Origin of the sequence: Pseudomonas protegens (assembly GCF_003732485.1) — a bacterium.
Taxonomy (GTDB): domain Bacteria; phylum Pseudomonadota; class Gammaproteobacteria; order Pseudomonadales; family Pseudomonadaceae; genus Aquipseudomonas; species Aquipseudomonas protegens_B.
In genome coordinates this window covers 363783-380634 of sequence record NZ_MOAK01000086.1, presented here as the reverse complement: position 1 = coordinate 380634, position 16852 = coordinate 363783, and the positions used below count along the sequence as shown (strand labels likewise).

The following is a 16852-nucleotide window of genomic DNA, read 5'->3' as shown; positions in this document are numbered from 1 at the left end:
CCCCCGGGGTCGCGCCCAGCCACTGGCGCATCTCGGCGGCGCTCATCGGCGGGGCGATGAAACAACCCTGCAGATGAGCCGCCCCCAGGCCCCTGGCCGCCACACAGTCGGACTCGGTCTCGATACCGGTCACCACCACCCCCAGGGACATGCGCCTGGCCATGCTCATCGCACCGCCGACCAGCGCCCGCTTGCGCTCATCCGCGGCCATGCCGGCGACAAACACCGGAGGGATCTTCAGCTCGGTGAACGGCAACTCCAGCAAGCGCTGCAGGCTGGTTCCACCGGCACCGAAATCGCCGATGGACAACTTGCAACCAATCATCCGCAGGCGCAGCAGCGCCTCCACATGGGCGGTATCGGTCTGCAGTTGCGTGGTGTCGATGACTTCCAGAGTCAGCATCCGGGCCGGCACTTCGAAGCGCCTCAGCAACGCCTCCAACTGACGGGGGAACAACGGCCGCTCAAGGATGCCGATGGGAATGTTCACGGCAATCGGCAGCCAGTAGCCCAGCACCAGTTTCACTCCGGCCACCAGCTCGAGCGCCTGCTCCAGCATGTTCCAGGTGAAAACCTCTTGCAGGCCGGCGAACTCGATCAACGGAAGAAATTCGCCAGGCATCAGCAAGCCCCGCTCGGGGTGTTGCCAGCGCGCCAGTGCCTCGACGCCTTGAAGACCGCCGTGCTGGTGGATGACCGGCTGAAAATGCGCAACACCACACCCCAGCACCGCTGCCAGCCCCTCGTCCTGAGTCACGGCCTCGAAGACAAAGGGCTCAAGCCCCAGCAAGTCCCGGAGCAATGTCTGGTTCAATTCGAGGCCGTCTGACCTGAAATGCTGCTGATAGGCACAGAGCAAGTCGCCGATCACCGCCGCCGAAGCCGGCTTGGGCAAGCACGCGAGCACTTTCAACCCCAGCTCGCGGGCCATGCCGGCCGTGCCTTCGAGCACATCCGGCTCTGCGTCGCTGAGAATGATCAAGGCCTTGGCCTGCTGCTGCAGGGCCAGTTCGCGGATCAGCTCCAGGCCATCGGTCTGCTCCAGGTATAGATCGCAGATGGCGATATCCACCGGCCCCTTGCTGTCCAGCGAACGCCGTGCGGACTCCTGGTTCTCGGCGGTCAGCACGTTGAAAACGCCATTGGCATTGAGCATCTGGTGCAAGGCCATCAACTGGAACGAGTTGTCTTCGAGAATCAGCACTTTAAGCGAATGCATGGGGGCAACCTCCGAAACGGCGTAGGTGGGAACAGTCCACTACGGGCCGATACGGTAATCAGACAAATCCCAATCACACATAGGACAAGTCTTATTCGTCCAGGGCCGCCTGAATATCGCTGCGCAAAACCCCAATGACCTCAAGCAGCTGCGGCCATTGACTGCCCAGCGCCTGTTCCCGCCGCTCCTTGACCAGTACCTCCAGCTCGATACAGGCCTTGGCCAGGGGCAAGGCGTCGATCAGGCAACATACACCCTTGAGCCGATGCAGGGTGCCTCCCAGGCGCCCCCAATCCTGCACCGCCAAGGCCTCTTCCAGCGCCTGCTGCTCTTCGCCAAGGTTGCGCAACAACTCCTGCAACATGCGCTGCAACACGTGTTCGTCGGCCTGGGTCATGCCGCGCAAGGTCTGGATGTTGAATGACGGCGACGGCAGGAAACGGGCCAGAGACTGGGCCAACTGATCCAGGGTCACCGGCTTGACCAGCAACTGGTCCATCCCCGCACGCTCGCAACGCTCTCGCTCGTCTTCGAACGCATTGGCCGTGCAGCCGATCACCGGACAGGGCGCACGCCCCTCCAGGGCCTCGATCTGGCGGATGGCCTCGGTCAGGGCGTAGCCACTCATGCCCGGCATATTGCAATCGGTCATCAGCACATCAAAGGTCCCGGAGCGCCACTGCTGCAGCGCCTCACGGGCGTTGTCACAGGCCACGACCCGATGCCCGAGAAACATCAGTTGCTGGCTCAGGACCATGCGGTTGGCGCTCAAGTCATCCACCACCAGCACTTCGATGCTGCGGCTCGGTGGGCGCTCGGCAGGCGGCGAAACCTGCGGATCGAGATCCTCGCTGACCCGTTCCAGATACAGCTCTATGACTACAAGGGTGCCGGCTCCAGGCTCACTCAGCAGGTGAATGCGCCCGCCCATCAACTCGATCAACTGCCGGCAGATGCTCAGACCCAGCCCGGTGCCGCCATAGGTCGAAGAGGTCATGGCATCAGCCTGGACAAAGGGCGTGAATATTTTCGCTTGCTGCTCGGCACTGATTCCCGGGCCGGTATCGGCGACGCTGATACGCAGACACGGGATACCGGACTCATCCGGCTGGCGCTCCACCGTCACCCGCACTTCACCTTCAGCGGTGAACTTCAAGGCGTTGCTCAACAGGTTGTGCAGGACCTGGCGCAAGCGCAACGGATCAAAGAGATAACGCCCCCGGGCTTCCTCGTTGAAGACCAGTTGCAGATGCACTCCCTGGTTGCGCGCAGTCACCTCGAAGAGCTGCCGGACACTCTCGAAAAATGGCTTGAGGGCAGTGACCTGCGGCGCCAACTGCATATGGCCGGCCTCGATCTTGGCCAGATCAAGGCTGTCCCCCATCAGGTTGATCAACTCCTGGGCAGACTGATAGGCCACCCGCAGGGCCTCGGAGAATGGCGCGCCACGTACCCTGGCCTGCTCCTTCTCCAGTTCCAGCAAGCCAATGATGGCAGTCATCGGCGTGCGGATCTCATGACTCATGGTGGAGAGAAAAGCGCTCTTCGCGGCATTGGCCTGGTCGGCGGACTGACGCGCCTCCAGCAACTGGTTCTCCAGGCGCTTGCGCTCGGTGATATCGATCCAGCCACCCAGCAAGCCCTGCAGACGGCCTTCGGCGCTGTAGAACGGCACCGTCCATTGATAGGCGTGGATCGATCCGTTGCGCGTCTCTACCTGGCGGTCGGCGAACACCGACTCCTCGGACGCCAGCAACTGCATGATCTCGCCATGCAGTTGGCGCGCGGTGGCCGCAGGCAACAGATCCAACTCCGTCAGTTGTCGCCCCTGAATCAGCTCCAGGCTCGTCCCCAACTGCTGTTCATAACTCTTGTTGCAGGTGATCAGGCGCCCTTGCAGATCACGGACAAAGATCGGGTTGGGGATGCCGTCAAGCAGGGCCCGCATGAACACCAACTGATCGTTGAGCCGCTGCTCGGCCTGCAATCGCTGCTGAATCTGCAGCTTGAGCCGACTGCTCCAGGCCAGGGAAATCAGACCGAACAGCAATGCGCTGGAAATGGCCCAGTACACCCAGGTCGGCACCCGCTGCCAGACCGGCATCGGCACCGGCGTGGCCCCCAGCCATTTGAGACGGATGGCGCTGAGCTCCGCCACCGGCAGCGCCTCCAGCGACTTGTTGAGGATACTCAGCAGCTCGGGCTGATCCTTGCGCACGGAAAACTCGTCGGCGGACCAGGTACCTTCAACGCTGCGTCCCACCCGTAACCCATCGTCAGCGGGCCCCAACCCCAGCGCCTGGACCTGGACCTCGTTCTGAATGGTGGCCATGGCTTCACCACTGCTGACCAGAGCCCGTGCTTCCTCATAGCTGGCGACACTGCGCAGCCGAATGTCGGGGTAGTAGCGCCGGATATAACTCTCAAGGGTATGCCGCGCCGGCAACGCCAGTACCTCACCAGCCATCTGCTCCAGGCTGCTGAGGCGTCGATCCTCGGGGCGCACGACAAAGACCCAGGCAGCACCACCAAAGGCATGGGAGAAATTCAGGAACAACCGCCGGTCCTCACTGGCCGTGAGGGTAGAGTTCATCTGCGCCTGCCCGCTCTCCAGCCACTCCAGGGTCTGCGCTGTGGACAGGCTCTCCTTGTGCACAAAATGCAGGCCGGTCATGCGCGAAATGCGGTTGAGCAGATCGATGTTCAGGCCGGCCCAGCGCCCCTCCTTGTCCTTGAACACATGGGGCGGGTACTGCTGGGACGCCACCATCACATGGGGATGCTGGAGAATCCAGGCCTGCTCCTCGGCGCTGAGCTCGATACGCTCGCCGGAGATGTTCGCCCCCAGGCCGGTGGTCCAGCGGGCCTGTATTTCCCGCTGCAGGGATTCGTCGATGCTCTGCAGCGCCTGCTCCAGCATGCCTGCCAACAGGGCGTTGTCGTCACGGGTGGCAAAGGCGAAACCGGTCGGCGGCAAGCGGCTTTCGTCCTGGATCTGCACCGCCAGATAAGGGCGCAGGGCCTTGTAGGCACGCACGATGATCTCATTGCCGATGAAGGCGTCGGCGTCGCCCTGGTTCAATGCCTCCAGGCCGCTGTAAAGATTGGGCGAGAGCATGATCTGACTGTTCGGATACGCCGCATGCACCTGTTCGGCGTTGGCATAGCCGTCCAATAGCACCAGTTTCTTGCCGGCCAGATCATCACTGGGACTCGACCCGTCGCGGCGCACCACCACCACGGCCCTGTCGGGCATGTAGTCGCTGGTGAAGCGCAGCCCCGAGAGGCCGCGCTCATAGCCATTGGCACTGGTCAGCACATCGATGGTGCCGTTGCGCAGCGCTTCAACCGCCTGCTCACGCTCGGAAAACCCCAGGACTTCCATCGCAACGCCCAATCGCTCGCCCACCAGACCGAGGTAATCGGCGCTGATGCCCTGATAGCGATTGCGGTCCCGGGTGATATCGATGGGCTGGTAGTCATCGATGGCAATCCCTACCCTCAGGCGTGGATGCGTCGCCAGCCATTGGCGCTCGACAGGCGCCAGGGCCAGAGGGTCCAGCTCGACGAACGCCGGCACCAGCTTGAAGGGCAGGTTCTTCGCCGTGCCGGCCAGCGCGACACCCCAGAGCACGGCCCAGGCCAGCAGGCACACCCCTAACAGAGCCGGGAAGCGCCGTACCCTATAAGTTTGACGAAGCATCATCCGGGCCTCCCTGCCCCTGGCGGGCCAAGCTTGTGCATGAAAAAACAAAGCCCGTCAGGAGACGGGCTTCGTGGACGACAAGACCAAGGGATCAGAGTGGCTTGCCACGATTGCCGTGCTGGCTGACAAAAGCCTGCACCGCTTTCAGGTCATTGGCCAGGACCGTGCAGCGTTCTTCGCGCTGGAACAGGTCGGACAGGTGCGCCGGCAGCTCCAGAGCCTTGCCGACACCGGCCTTCTCCACCGCGTCCGGGAACTTGACCGGGTGCGCGGTGCCCAGGATCACCATCGGTGTATCCAGGCTGCGACGGCACTCACGGGCGGCCTTGACGCCAATCGCGGTATGCGGATCGAGCACCTCGCCGGTCTGCTCGAAGACTTCGGCGATGGTCTCGCAGGTCTGCTCGTCGTTGACCGCCAGGGAGTCGAACAGCTTGCGCGCTTCGGTCCAGCGATCCTGTTCGACGCTGAAACCGCCGCCTTGCTTGAAGCTGTCCATCAGGCCGGCCAGTGCCGCGCCATTGCGACCGTGGAGGTCGAACAGCAGGCGCTCGAAGTTCGACGAAACCATGATGTCCATGGACGGCGACAGGGTCGCGTGCAGGGTTTCCTTGACGTACTGATTACCGCTCATGAAGCGGTGCAGGATGTCGTTGCGGTTGGTGGCGACGATCAGCTGGCTGATGGGCAGGCCCATGTTGCGTGCCAGGTAGCCGGCGAAGATGTCGCCGAAGTTGCCGGTGGGCACCGAGAACGCGATGGAGCGCGCCGGACCGCCCAGCTGCAGGGCCGCGTGGAAGTAGTAGACGATCTGGGCCATGATCCGCGCCCAGTTGATCGAGTTCACTGCCACCAGGCGGGTGCCCTTGAGGAAGCCCTGGTCGGCAAAGCTGGCCTTGACCATTTCCTGGCAGTCGTCGAAGTTGCCGTCGATGGCGATGTTGTGGATGTTCTCGCCGAGGATGGTGGTCATCTGCCGGCGCTGCACTTCCGAGACGCGGTTGTGCGGATGCAGGATGAAGATGTCGACGTTGTCGCAACGCTTGCAACCTTCGATGGCCGCCGAACCGGTGTCACCGGAAGTGGCACCAATGATCACCACGCGCTCGCCGCGCTTCTCCAGCACGTAGTCCAGCAGGCGACCCAGCAGTTGCAGGGCGAAATCCTTGAACGCCAGGGTCGGGCCGTGGAACAGCTCCAGCACCCACTCATTGCCGTTCAGTTGACGCAGCGGGGCAATGGCGTTGTGGGAGAAGGCCGCGTAGGTTTCTTCCAGGATTTTCTTGAAGTCGGCATCCGGAATGCTGCCGGTGACGAACGGGCGCATGACCCGGAACGCCAGCTCGTGATACGGCAGGCCGGCCCAGGAAGCGATTTCTTCCTGAGTGAAACGCGGCAGGTTCTCTGGCACATAGAGACCGCCATCACTGGCCAGACCTGCCAGCAGCACATCTTCGAAATTCAGGGCCGGTGCCTGGCCACGAGTACTGATATAGCGCATGGGGACAAACCTTCGGTTTGAGCCTCAAGCCGCAAGCTTCAAGCCTCAAGTCAAAGCAGATCAGCTTCTGACTTGGCGCTTGCCGCTCGCCACTTGCGGCTGCTTCATTAATTCAAATGTTCGACGCGGATACGGACCACTGGGCCGACGACGCCCTGCAGGGCCTCCAGCGCGGTAATCGCATCGTTGATGTGCTGCTCCAGAACGCGGTGGGTCAGCAGGATCATCGGCACCAGGCCATCCTGTTCTTCCACTTCCTTCTGCATGATCGATTCGATGTTGATGCCGCGCTCGGAAAGAATGCTCGCCACCTGAGCCAGTACGCCCGGGTGATCCTTGGCCTGGATGCGCAGGTAGTAGGCGCTCTCGCAGGACTCGATCGGCAGGATCGGGTGATCGGACAGGGAATCAGGCTGGAAGGCCAGGTGCGGCACGCGGTTTTCCGGGTCGCTGGTCATGGCGCGAACCACGTCCACCAGATCGGCCACCACCGACGACGCGGTCGGCTCCATGCCCGCGCCCGCACCGTAGAACAGGGTCGAACCGGCAGCATCGCCATTGACCATCACCGCGTTCATCACGCCGTTGACGTTGGCGATCAGGCGGTCGGCCGGGATCAGGGTCGGGTGCACCCGCAGCTCGATGCCGGCCTCGGTGCGGCGCGCCACACCCAGATGCTTGATGCGGTAGCCCAAAGCTTCGGCGTAGTTCACGTCGGCCGTGGTCAGCTTGGTGATGCCTTCGGTGTAGGCCTTGTCGAACTGCAGCGGGATACCAAAGGCGATGGACGCCAGGATGGTCAGCTTGTGGGCAGCGTCGATGCCTTCGACGTCGAAGGTCGGATCGGCTTCGGCGTAGCCCAGGGCCTGGGCTTCGGCCAGCACGTCTTCGAAGGTACGGCCCTTCTCGCGCATTTCCGAGAGGATGAAGTTGCCGGTGCCGTTGATGATGCCCGCCAGCCAGTTGATGCGGTTGGCCGACAGCCCTTCACGGATCGCCTTGATCACCGGAATGCCACCGGCCACGGCGGCTTCGAAGGCCACGATCACGCCCTTCTCCTGGGCCTTGGCGAAAATCTCGTTACCGTGGACGGCGATCAGCGCCTTGTTTGCGGTGACCACATGCTTGCCGTTCTCGATGGCCTTGAGCACCAGCTCACGGGCCACGGTGTAGCCGCCCACCAGCTCGATGACGATATCGATTTCAGGGTTGGTGGCCACGGCGAAGACATCGTTGGTAATCGCAATACCGGTCGTCTGGAACTGCGGCTTTGGCGTACGGGTAGCAATCTGCGCTACTTCGATTCCACGCCCGGCACGGCGGGCAATCTCCTCGGCGTTGCGCTGAAGTACGTTTAAGGTACCGCCACCGACAGTACCCAGCCCACAGATGCCTACTTTGACCGGATTCACTCTGAACTCCCCATAAAACGGCCGACTCTAGGCCGGCCGTGGAAAACAGCCGCAAACAGCGCGGCTCTCTATTAATGGCCCGTCGGCATTCACCGGCGGGCCATGATCGTCAAAGGCTAGCGTGACGATGCAGGATTATTTCGCACCCAGGGCCAGTTTGGCGATCTGTGGTGCCGGCTGGTAGCCGGGAATGACTTGGCCATCAGCCAGAACGATGGCCGGCGTGCCATTGACGCCGATCGACTGGCCCAGGGCGAATTGCTTGGAAACCGGGTTCTCGCACTTGGCGGCCTTGATTTCCTTGCCGTCGACCATTTTGTCCAGAGCGGCTTTCTTGTCCGCCGAGCACCAGACCGCTTGCAGCTGTTCGTCACCCGGCGAACCCAGGCCCTGACGCGGGAAGGCGACGTAGCGCACCTCGACACCCAGCTTGTTCAGCGCCGGTATTTCAGCGTGCAGCTTGTGGCAATACGGGCAGGTGGTGTCGGTGAACACGGTGATGTGGGTCTTGGTCTCGCCGATAGCCGGATAGACCACAGTTTCAGCGACCGGAATACCGTTGATCAACTTGGAAATGCCCAGGCGTTCGGTTTTTTCCGTCAGGTTCACCGGCTTGCCGTCCTTGAGCTGGAACAGATAGCCCTGGACCACGAACTGGCCGTCGGCACTGGCATAGAGTACGCGACTGCCCTTGAGCTTGACCTCGTACAGACCGGCCAGGGGACTGGCGGTAATGCTCTCCACCGGCACTTCGAGCTGCAGGGTCTCGAGGCTTTTGCGAATGGCTTTCTCGGCACTGTCATCGGCCATGGCGAAGGTGCTGAGCAACGCCAGGGAGGCGGCGGCAAAAATCTGGGTCAAACGCATGGGAACTCCTGAAGGCGGGCAAATGGGCAACTTGGAGCGGTCGCAACGGCAACGGCCCGCAAACACCCGTTTTGCAAACCGGCAAAGCCTACCACATCTGTTTGCCGGCACCGACTACGGGCGACGCAAAGCGCCGCCCGGGAGCCAAATCAACCCCGCGGGTGATGCTTGGCGTGCAGATCCTGGAGGCGGGCACGGGCCACATGGGTATAGATCTGGGTGGTGGACAGATCGCTGTGGCCCAGCAACATCTGCACCACCCGCAGATCGGCGCCGTGATTGAGCAAGTGGGTGGCGAAGGCGTGACGCAGGGTGTGAGGCGACAGCGCCTTGCCGATCCCGGCCACCTTGGCCTGGTGCTTGATCCGGTGCCAGAAGGTCTGCCGCGTCATCTGCTCGCCACGCAGGCTGGGAAACAGCACATCGCTGGGCCGCCCGCCCAGCAGCTCGGCCCGGGCATCACGCATGTATCGCTCGACCCAGACAATCGCTTCCTCGCCCATGGGCACCAGACGCTCCTTGCTGCCCTTGCCCATGACCCGCAACACCCCCTGGCGCAGGTTGACCTGCTCCAGGGTCAGGCTGATCAGCTCGGTCACCCGCAGCCCGCAGGCGTAGAGCACCTCCAGCATGGCGCGGTCGCGCTGGCCGATGGCCTCGCTCAAGTCCGGAGCCGCCAGCAACGCCTCGACATCGGCCTCCGACAGGGACTTGGGCAACGGACGCCCCAGTTGCGGCATGTCGATCTGCAAGGTCGGGTCGATCTCGATCAGTTTTTCTCGCAGCAAATAGCGATAGAAGCCACGCACCCCCGAGAGGAATCTGGCCGTGGACCGGGGCTTGTAGGCCTGCTCCACACGCCAGGCCAGATGATCGAGGATCAGTTCGCGTCCCGCCCGCGGCAACTCCAGCCCCTGCTCCTGCAACCAGCCGTTGAACAGCGCCAGGTCACTGCGATAGGCATGGCGGGTGTTGTCGGACAGCCCTTTCTCCAGCCACAGAGCATCGAGAAAACGGTCGATCAGGGGGTGGTCGATGGCGGGCATAAAGACTCGAAAGGCACGGCCCAGGGGCCACGCGTAAAAAAATAGTGAACTGCGCAGAGGGTCGCTAGTCTTTCATAGCCAGCCATTTCAAGGAACAGGGTGCATTGATGAGTGAACAACAGATTCTGCTGGCCTTCGGCGGCATCGGCGCGGCGGCACTGGGCTGCCAATGGCTGGCCTGGAGACTGAAACTGCCGGCCATTCTTTTCCTGCTGCTGAGCGGCATTCTCGCAGGTCCCGTGCTGGGCTGGCTCGATCCCCAGGAGATGTTCGGCCCGCTGTTGATGCCCCTGGTGTCCCTGGCGGTGGCACTGATCCTGTTCGAAGGCAGCCTGACCCTGCACCTCTCGGAATGGCGTGAGATCGGCAGCGTGGTGCACCGGCTGGTGACCATCGGCGCGCTGTCCACCTGGGCGGTGATCACCCTCGCCACTCACTGGCTGCTGGGCTTCGACTGGATGCTGGCCCTGCTGTTCGGCACCCTGACGCTGGTCACCGGGCCGACGGTGATCGTGCCCATGTTGCGAGTGGTGCGGCCCAAGGCCTCGATCGCCAATATCCTGCGCTGGGAGGGCATCGTCATCGACCCTATCGGCGCCCTGCTGGCAGTGGTGGTCTACAGCTTCATCATCGCCAGTGCCGCCGGTGAGGGCCTGAGCCACAGCCTGCTGACCTTTGGCGGAGTGATTCTGTGCGGCAGTCTGTTCGGCATCGCCGGCGGCTGGGTCCTGGGCACCATCATGCGTCGCCAGTGGTTACCGGAGTACCTGCACAACCTGGCGACCCTGGCCGCAGTCCTGGGAATCTTCATCGCCTCCAACCAGGTGATGCACGAATCCGGGCTGCTGGCGGTGACCCTGATGGGCATGTGGATGGCCAACATGAAGGGCGTGGACGTGCGACACATCCTGCACTTCAAGGAAAATCTCAGCGTGCTGCTGATCTCCGGGCTATTCATCCTGCTGGCAGCGCGCCTGGACCTCAAGGCACTGATCGCCCTGGGGCCGCTGGTGCTGATCCTGCTGCTGGTGATCCAGTTCATCGCGCGCCCGCTGAACGTGTTGCTGTCCACTGCCGGCTCCAGCCTCAACTGGCGTGAACGTGCCTTGCTGGCCTGGATTGCACCAAGGGGGATTGTCGCAGCTGCGGTGTCGGCCATCTTCGCCATCCGCCTGGATGAAGCCGGTCACGAGGGGGCGTTGCTGCTGGTGCCACTGACCTTTGCCGTAATCATCGGCACCGTGGTCCTGCAAAGCGCTACTGCCCGGCCCTTGGCGCGCCTGCTCAAAGTCGCGGAGCCCGCTCCCAGCGGCTTCCTGATTGTCGGCGCCAACGGCCCGGCACGCACCCTTGGCAAGGCCTTGCAGCAGCTGGGCAGCCGAGTGCTGCTGACCGACTCCAGTTGGGAGAATATCCGTGCAGCACGCATGGAAGGCCTGCCCACCTATTTCGGCAACCCGGCCTCGCAGCACGCCGACGCGCATCTGGATCTGGTGGGATTGGGGCATTTGCTGGCGCTCTCACCTTCAGGCGAACTCAACACCCTGGCGGCCATGCGCTTTCGACACGACTTTGGCCATCAACGCCTTTACGCCCTGGCCAACAGCCAGGAAAGCCGACGCACCGACAAGCACCGCGCCAGCCACGAACATCGCGGCCAGCTTCTGGGCAGCGAAGCGTTGACCTACACCAAACTGGCGAGCTTGCTGGGCCAGGGCGCCGAGCTATACAGCACGCACCTGACCGAAGCCTTTGGCTGGGGCGACTACCAGACTTTGCACGGCGAACGCGCGACCCTGCTGTTCGCCCGCGACAGCAACGGCTGGGTGCATGTAATCACCCCGGAAAGCGGCCTCAAGCCGACGGCTGGCTGGACCCTGCTGGCACTGATCCAACCCGAGTCCCTGTAACCGAGTTCCCCTGTAGGAGCTGGCTTGCCAGCGAAGAGACCCGCAAGAGCGCCTTCGCCGGCAAGTACACAACCAAGATCCCGTAGGAGCTGGCTTGCCAGCGAAGAGACCCACAAGAGCGCCTTCGCCGGCAAGTACACAACCAAGCTCCCGTAGGAGCTGGCTTGCCAGCGAAGAGACCCGAGCCCCCGTTCGCCGACAAGCCGGCTCCTACGCTGCAAACCCTGGAAGCACCGGCACCGGACGTTTGTCGTCATCGATGGCGACGAAACTGAACAGACCATGAATGGCCTTTTCCCGTCCGTCGCAGCTCATGCTCTCGACAAACACCTCGACCTCGACCTTGAGGCTGGTGTTGCCCACCTTCACCACCCGACCTACCAGCTCAACGATCGAACCCGCGGCAATCGGATGATTGAAGTCGATACGGTCGGTGGACACTGTCACCAGTGGCAAGCGGCAAAAGCGCGTGGCGGCGATAAACGACACTTCGTCCATCCAGGCCAGGGCGGTGCCGCCGAACAGGGTGTTGTGATGATTGGTAGTGGACGGGAATACCGCCTTGGTCACACGGGTCACCGAGAGTTCGGTACGACGCTGGATTTCTTGCTCACGAAGGGTCATCGGACTACTGCCTGAATGGATAGATCCGCGCAGGGGCACGCTGCGGGCATGGAACGCCGATGAGCGCTGCAAGGCAGCGACCAAAGGCTTGATGGGAACAATCGGGGGCCGCCTGCCTGTGGATAACAACAGGCCAGGAACGCCGGGAGGGTGTGACTCACCCTAGGCGTCCCGTGCAGGCTGCACGGCGCGGGCGATCACACTTTATTGGGTCGGCGAGTATATCGCCGCCCGGCAGGGGCCGAAAGAACCCGGCAGGGGTCAGAGGTCACGATCGGCGATAAAAAATGCGATCATCCGCGCACTGAAAACGGAGACCCGCCGCCATGGATGCCCTGCCCACGCCTTCGCTCGTCGCGCACCTGCAACAACGCCTGAGCGCCGACAGACTGGATCATCCGAACTTCTTGGGCCCGCCGCTCGACATCAGCCCACTGACACCCGCTCAACTGGGCAGCCTGTGGCCGGCCATCCGCCGAGCCCTGCGCGACCCCGCCAACCCGGCTGCGCAGCAACTGGCGACCTCGATTGTGCAGCAGGCCACGCAACTGGAACTGAGCCCAGCCCTCGATCAAACCACCCTGCTGGAGGCGCTGCGCACCTGCCTGAACTGGCAGGAGGCGGTAGAGCAACTCGCCTGTTTCAGCGGCACACCGAACGCCGCCCTGGTCGAGGAACTGCGCAGAATCCTTGCGGAACCGGGCCCACAGTGGGCCGTGCATTACCACCAGGCGTACGTGCTGGCGCAATGGGTGGATGAAGAAACCCGCACGGCGCTGCGGCGTTGCGTGGAACAACACTACGCCGATGCGCCCTACGCCCGGCAGGAGTTCGAACTGCTTGGGCGACTGGAGCCTCGCTCACGGCAGGCCCTGGCCGGCAGCGAGTACTGGACCGGCCATCATCACCTGAGTGCTGACCCGGCCAGAGTGCTGATGGATGACGCGGCGTACGTCGAATTTTCACAGCAGATCCTCAGCACCGCAGCCCAGCGCCTGGACGCTATCCACAGCGGCGCCACGCCCTATGTGGCCGATGGCGCCTTCACCACCAATGACACCCCGGTGATCGCCCGCGCCGCCCGGGTCGCCCTGCTACGCGATGCCTCCTGGCTGCCACCGCTAATGGACATTTTGCTGCCCAAGGCCTGCGTCGCCCCGACCCAGGCCAAGACCGCCCCGTCACAGTCCCTGGCCATTGCACTGGGCCACTGCATCGAGCAGGTGCCAACCCCGGAAAGCGTGCAGGCCCTGCGCAGCGCCCTGAGCCTGGTGCGCCATGCCAGCATCCAGAAAAAACTCACACGCAACCTCAAACCTGCCGAACGCGGCCTGGCCCAACGTCCCGAAATCGCCCTGCGCCTGGCCCCCACCAGCACGCCCGGCAAGGCCCAGCACGGGCTTCTGGCCAGTTGCCTGGAATCCGGGCTGTGGCAAGCCTTTGAGTTGTCTTTCAGCGACTGGCGAGCGCAACTGGCGGACTCCGCCGTGGGCTCGCCCTTTGCCCGCTCACTGGTTTGGGTTGCCCATTGCGCAGATGGCCAACGCCGCAGCTTCCTGCTGGACGCGGATGCGCAAGCGCTAGACTCCCGGGGCCAACCGCTGAGCCTGGATGCCGGGTGCAGGATTACACTGTGGCACCCGCTGTCAGCCAACGCCGCAGAGCGCCACGCCTGGCAAAACCTGATCAGCGAACGCCGGATCAAGCAGCCGCTGCGCCAGGTGTTTCGCGAGTACTACCTGCCGTCCCAGCAAGAGCGGGAAAGCCATACCTGCCAGGCATTCGCCGGCTACAGCCTGTCCATCCGCCCACTGATCGGCCTGGCCCGCCGCGAAGGCTGGAAGATCGACAGGGACAGCGGCCTGAGCCGCAACCTGGGTGATATCCGGGTGAGTTTTGCGGTGGACGCGGCACTCTATCCGGGGCTGCAGGGGCACTGCCTGTCCGGCAGCGCAAGCTTCGCTCGGCGCACCGATAAACACTGGCAACCGATGCTGCTGCAGGATGTGCCGCCGCAGGTGTTTTCAGAGGCCTGCCGGGCCATCGACCTGCTGGTCAGCGTCAGCAGTTTCGCCATCGAGGAACTGGCACAGACTGCTACCGGCCAATCCTTGCCGCAAATGCCAGCAGCCAAGCGCGAGCAACGCCTGAATCTGTTGGCCGAGCACAATCTCACCCAGATGACGTTGATGCGCCAGCACGTACTGAGCACGGTTTTCACCACGTTGATCGAGGAGGGAGTGTTGTCGATGCAGGGGCGCCATGTCCGCGTCGGCGAGCATGCGGTGCATCTGGTCACCGGGCGCGTGACGCGCGATGGAGAACCCGTGGAGGTGGCCCTGGCGGCACAAAGTGGCAAATTGGCCGCCCTGCCCTGGCTGCCTTATGACGAGGTACTGCTGGAACGGATCGCCAACACCGTCTGCGCCCTGCTGAACCGCTCCGGGCACTAAATGACAGGCAACAAAAAAGCAGCCCGTAGGCTGCTTTTTTCTGCATCGGAAGCTGGACTTAAACCAGTTTTTCCTTGATGCGAGCTGCTTTACCCGACAGGTCGCGCAGGTAGTACAGCTTGGCTTTACGTACGTCACCGCGACGCTTGACAGCCATGCTGTCGATCTGCGGGCTGTAGGTCTGGAAAGTACGCTCTACGCCAACACCGTTGGAGATTTTACGTACGGTGAACGCGCTGTTCACACCGCGGTTGCGCTTGGCGATAACTACGCCTTCGAACGCCTGCAGACGGGAACGATCACCTTCCTTCACTTTCACCTGAACGACAATGGTGTCGCCCGGGGCAAAGGCTGGGATCTCTTTGGTCATCTGCTCTGCTTCGAGTGCAAGGATGATTTTGTTGGTCATGCTGTGCTCCTAAGGTAAATCGTCGGATCTACCATCGATACGTTGTTAACTATCGTCCCGCTCGCGGAGATATTCCTCGAGCAGCTTCTTCTCTTCTCCAGAAAGCGAGCGGCTTTCCAGAAGATCGGCGCGTCGTTCATAGGTCCGACCAAGGGACTGCTGTAAACGCCAACGCCGGATGTGTGCGTGGTTGCCACTTAGCAACACGTCGGGAACACGCTGATCCGCATACACCTCCGGTCGGGTGTAGTGCGGGCAATCCAGCAGACCGTCCGTGAAGGAATCTTCCTCCGCGGAATCCACATGCCCTAAAGCTCCGGGCAGCAGTCGCGTAACCGCATCAATCAGGACCATCGCCGGCAGCTCGCCACCGGAGAGTACATAGTCGCCAATCGACCACTCTTCATCGACATGAGCTTCAATAAAACGCTCGTCAATGCCTTCATAACGACCAGCAATCAGGATCAATGCATCCTCATTCGCCAACTCGCGTACCGCCGACTGATTCAGTTGACGGCCTTGGGGCGACAGGTAAATCACCTTCGCACCCTCCCCGGCTGCGTTTCTGGCCTGAACCAGTGCATCCTCCAGGGGCTTGATCTTCATCACCATGCCAGGGCCACCGCCAAACGGGCGATCGTCCACAGTGTGATGTCGATCCGTGGTGTAGTCTCGCGGATTCCAACAAGTGAGCTGCAAGAGCCCCTGTTTCACCGCGCGGCTGGTTATGCCGTATTCGCTGATGGCGGAAAACATCTCGGGAAACAAACTGATCACTTCTACGCGCAAGTTAGCCACGCTTAGAAGTCCGCATCCCATTCCACCTTCATCTCGCCCGCTGCCAGGTCGACGGCCAACACGCATTGCTCGGTATAGGGCAACAGGCGTTCGCGATCATCCAGGCTGCCAGCGCAAGGCTTGACCACCATTACATCGTTCGAGCCGGTCTCCAGCAGGTGATCGATCTGCCCGAGCAGTTGCCCGAGGGTGTCGATGACCTTGAGACCTTGCAGCTGGTACCAGTAGTACTCGCCGTCGGTCAGTTCAGGGAACAGGTTGCGCGGCACGCAGATCTCGTAACCGGCCAGAAGACGAGCTTCTTCGCGATCATCAAGACCCTTGAGCTTTGCGACCAGGAACTTGTCGTTCCCGCGTCCGCTGACCAGCTCAACCTGTTTCACGCTACCTTCGCGCTTGAGCGTCCAGGTTTTGTAGTCCAACAGGTTTTTAATCGGATCAGTAAAGGAAAAGACCTTCACTTCGCCGCGAACGCCATGAACAGAGTAGATTTTGCCGATAACGATCAAATCATCAGCAGGAGCTGGCGTCGCGTTCATAGGGTTCAGGCTGCAGCCTTAGCCGATTCCTTCAGCAACTGAGCAACGCGCTCAGAAGGCTGTGCACCAACGCTCAGCCAGTAGGCTACGCGCTCTTGGTTCACGGACAGGCGGACTTCTTGACCACGAGCGATCGGGTTGAAGAAGCCAACTTGTTCTTTGTGCGAACCGTCGCGTGGGTTACGGCTGTCGGTCACGGTCAAGTGGTAAAACGGGCGCTTTTTGGAGCCGCCAAGGGCAAGACGGATTGTTAGCATGTGAACATCGTTCCTGTAGTCGGTGCTGCAAATCTAAATGCACAGCGGGCATGGGTGCCCGAAAGGCCGCATATTCTAAGGAATATCCGGACTTTTGCAAATGACTTTTTC

Annotated in this window: 13 protein-coding genes; 2 read left to right on the top strand and 11 right to left on the bottom strand. The window is 62.1% G+C overall.

All coding sequences use genetic code 11. The annotated features are described in order from the left end of the window. The 6 genes from BLX41_RS28705 to xerD all read right to left on the bottom strand — a co-directional run. The coding region (locus tag BLX41_RS28705) for an EAL domain-containing response regulator (RefSeq protein ID WP_123727804.1) at positions 1 to 1219 on the bottom strand (1219 nt) is incomplete at its 3' end. Positions 1220 to 1310: 91 nt separating this feature from the next. After that, a complete protein-coding gene (locus BLX41_RS28700) occupies positions 1311 to 4925 on the bottom strand; it encodes an ATP-binding protein (RefSeq protein WP_123727606.1) in 3615 nt (1204 codons plus the stop codon). 91 nt (positions 4926 to 5016) lie between these two features. Beyond that, positions 5017 to 6426, bottom strand: a complete 1410-nt coding sequence (gene thrC, locus BLX41_RS28695; RefSeq protein WP_123727605.1) for a threonine synthase — start codon at positions 6424 to 6426, stop codon at positions 5017 to 5019. Positions 6427 to 6533: 107 nt separating this feature from the next. Further along, entirely contained in the window at positions 6534 to 7838 is a 1305-nt protein-coding gene (locus tag BLX41_RS28690) for a homoserine dehydrogenase (RefSeq protein WP_060842565.1), read from the bottom strand. A gap of 135 nt (positions 7839 to 7973) precedes the next feature. Further along, positions 7974 to 8705, bottom strand: coding sequence for a thioredoxin fold domain-containing protein (locus BLX41_RS28685; RefSeq protein ID WP_123727604.1), 732 nt, complete (start codon positions 8703 to 8705; stop codon positions 7974 to 7976). Between the two features lie 149 nt (positions 8706 to 8854). Continuing rightward, complete coding sequence (gene xerD, locus BLX41_RS28680; protein ID WP_123727603.1) at positions 8855 to 9751, bottom strand: site-specific tyrosine recombinase XerD; 897 nt, start codon at positions 9749 to 9751, stop codon at positions 8855 to 8857. A gap of 107 nt (positions 9752 to 9858) precedes the next feature. On the opposite strand from xerD, the gene BLX41_RS28675 reads away from it, so the two are divergent. Then, complete coding sequence (locus BLX41_RS28675) at positions 9859 to 11661, top strand: cation:proton antiporter (RefSeq protein ID WP_123727602.1); 1803 nt, start codon at positions 9859 to 9861, stop codon at positions 11659 to 11661. 210 nt (positions 11662 to 11871) lie between these two features. On the opposite strand, the gene BLX41_RS28670 is transcribed toward BLX41_RS28675, so the two are convergent. Beyond that, positions 11872 to 12285, bottom strand: a complete 414-nt coding sequence (locus BLX41_RS28670) for an acyl-CoA thioesterase (protein WP_102861301.1) — start codon at positions 12283 to 12285, stop codon at positions 11872 to 11874. Between the two features lie 326 nt (positions 12286 to 12611). On the opposite strand from BLX41_RS28670, the gene BLX41_RS28665 reads away from it, so the two are divergent. Then, positions 12612 to 14738 carry a DUF4132 domain-containing protein gene (locus tag BLX41_RS28665; RefSeq protein ID WP_123727601.1) on the top strand — a complete coding sequence of 709 codons (2127 nt, stop codon included), beginning with the start codon at positions 12612 to 12614 and terminating at the stop codon, positions 14736 to 14738. A 58-nt stretch (positions 14739 to 14796) separates the two neighbouring features. Here BLX41_RS28665 and rplS read toward each other — a convergent pair whose 3' ends face one another. The 4 genes from rplS to rpsP are packed head-to-tail and all read right to left on the bottom strand — an operon-like array spanning position 14797 to position 16741. After that, complete coding sequence (gene rplS, locus BLX41_RS28660; protein WP_007927677.1) at positions 14797 to 15147, bottom strand: 50S ribosomal protein L19; 351 nt, start codon at positions 15145 to 15147, stop codon at positions 14797 to 14799. 45 nt (positions 15148 to 15192) lie between these two features. After that, complete coding sequence (trmD, locus tag BLX41_RS28655) at positions 15193 to 15966, bottom strand: tRNA (guanosine(37)-N1)-methyltransferase TrmD (RefSeq protein ID WP_170001093.1); 774 nt, start codon at positions 15964 to 15966, stop codon at positions 15193 to 15195. Continuing rightward, positions 15948 to 16484 carry a ribosome maturation factor RimM gene (rimM, locus tag BLX41_RS28650; RefSeq protein WP_102861299.1) on the bottom strand — a complete coding sequence of 179 codons (537 nt, stop codon included), beginning with the start codon at positions 16482 to 16484 and terminating at the stop codon, positions 15948 to 15950. The genes trmD and rimM overlap by 19 nt, the downstream gene beginning before the upstream one ends. A gap of 5 nt (positions 16485 to 16489) precedes the next feature. Then, positions 16490 to 16741 carry a 30S ribosomal protein S16 gene (gene rpsP, locus BLX41_RS28645; protein ID WP_007927680.1) on the bottom strand — a complete coding sequence of 84 codons (252 nt, stop codon included), beginning with the start codon at positions 16739 to 16741 and terminating at the stop codon, positions 16490 to 16492. Positions 16742 to 16852 lie beyond the last annotated feature (111 nt).

Bases quoted from the DNA above. Each gene is read 5' to 3' on its own strand.
- BLX41_RS28675 (WP_123727602.1), top strand. From the start codon at position 9,859: ATGAGTGAACAACAGATTCTGCTGGCCTTCGGCGGCATCGGCGCGGCG.
- rplS (WP_007927677.1), bottom strand. From the start codon at position 15,147: ATGACCAACAAAATCATCCTTGCACTCGAAGCAGAGCAGATGACCAAA.
- rpsP (WP_007927680.1), bottom strand. From the start codon at position 16,741: ATGCTAACAATCCGTCTTGCCCTTGGCGGCTCCAAAAAGCGCCCGTTT.
- BLX41_RS28685 (WP_123727604.1), bottom strand. From the start codon at position 8,705: ATGCGTTTGACCCAGATTTTTGCCGCCGCCTCCCTGGCGTTGCTCAGC.
- rimM (WP_102861299.1), bottom strand. From the start codon at position 16,484: ATGAACGCGACGCCAGCTCCTGCTGATGATTTGATCGTTATCGGCAAA.
- BLX41_RS28670 (WP_102861301.1), bottom strand. From the start codon at position 12,285: ATGACCCTTCGTGAGCAAGAAATCCAGCGTCGTACCGAACTCTCGGTG.
- BLX41_RS28665 (WP_123727601.1), top strand. From the start codon at position 12,612: ATGGATGCCCTGCCCACGCCTTCGCTCGTCGCGCACCTGCAACAACGC.
- thrC (WP_123727605.1), bottom strand. From the start codon at position 6,426: ATGCGCTATATCAGTACTCGTGGCCAGGCACCGGCCCTGAATTTCGAA.
- xerD (WP_123727603.1), bottom strand. From the start codon at position 9,751: ATGCCCGCCATCGACCACCCCCTGATCGACCGTTTTCTCGATGCTCTG.
- trmD (WP_170001093.1), bottom strand. From the start codon at position 15,966: ATGGGATGCGGACTTCTAAGCGTGGCTAACTTGCGCGTAGAAGTGATC.
- BLX41_RS28700 (WP_123727606.1), bottom strand. From the start codon at position 4,925: ATGATGCTTCGTCAAACTTATAGGGTACGGCGCTTCCCGGCTCTGTTA.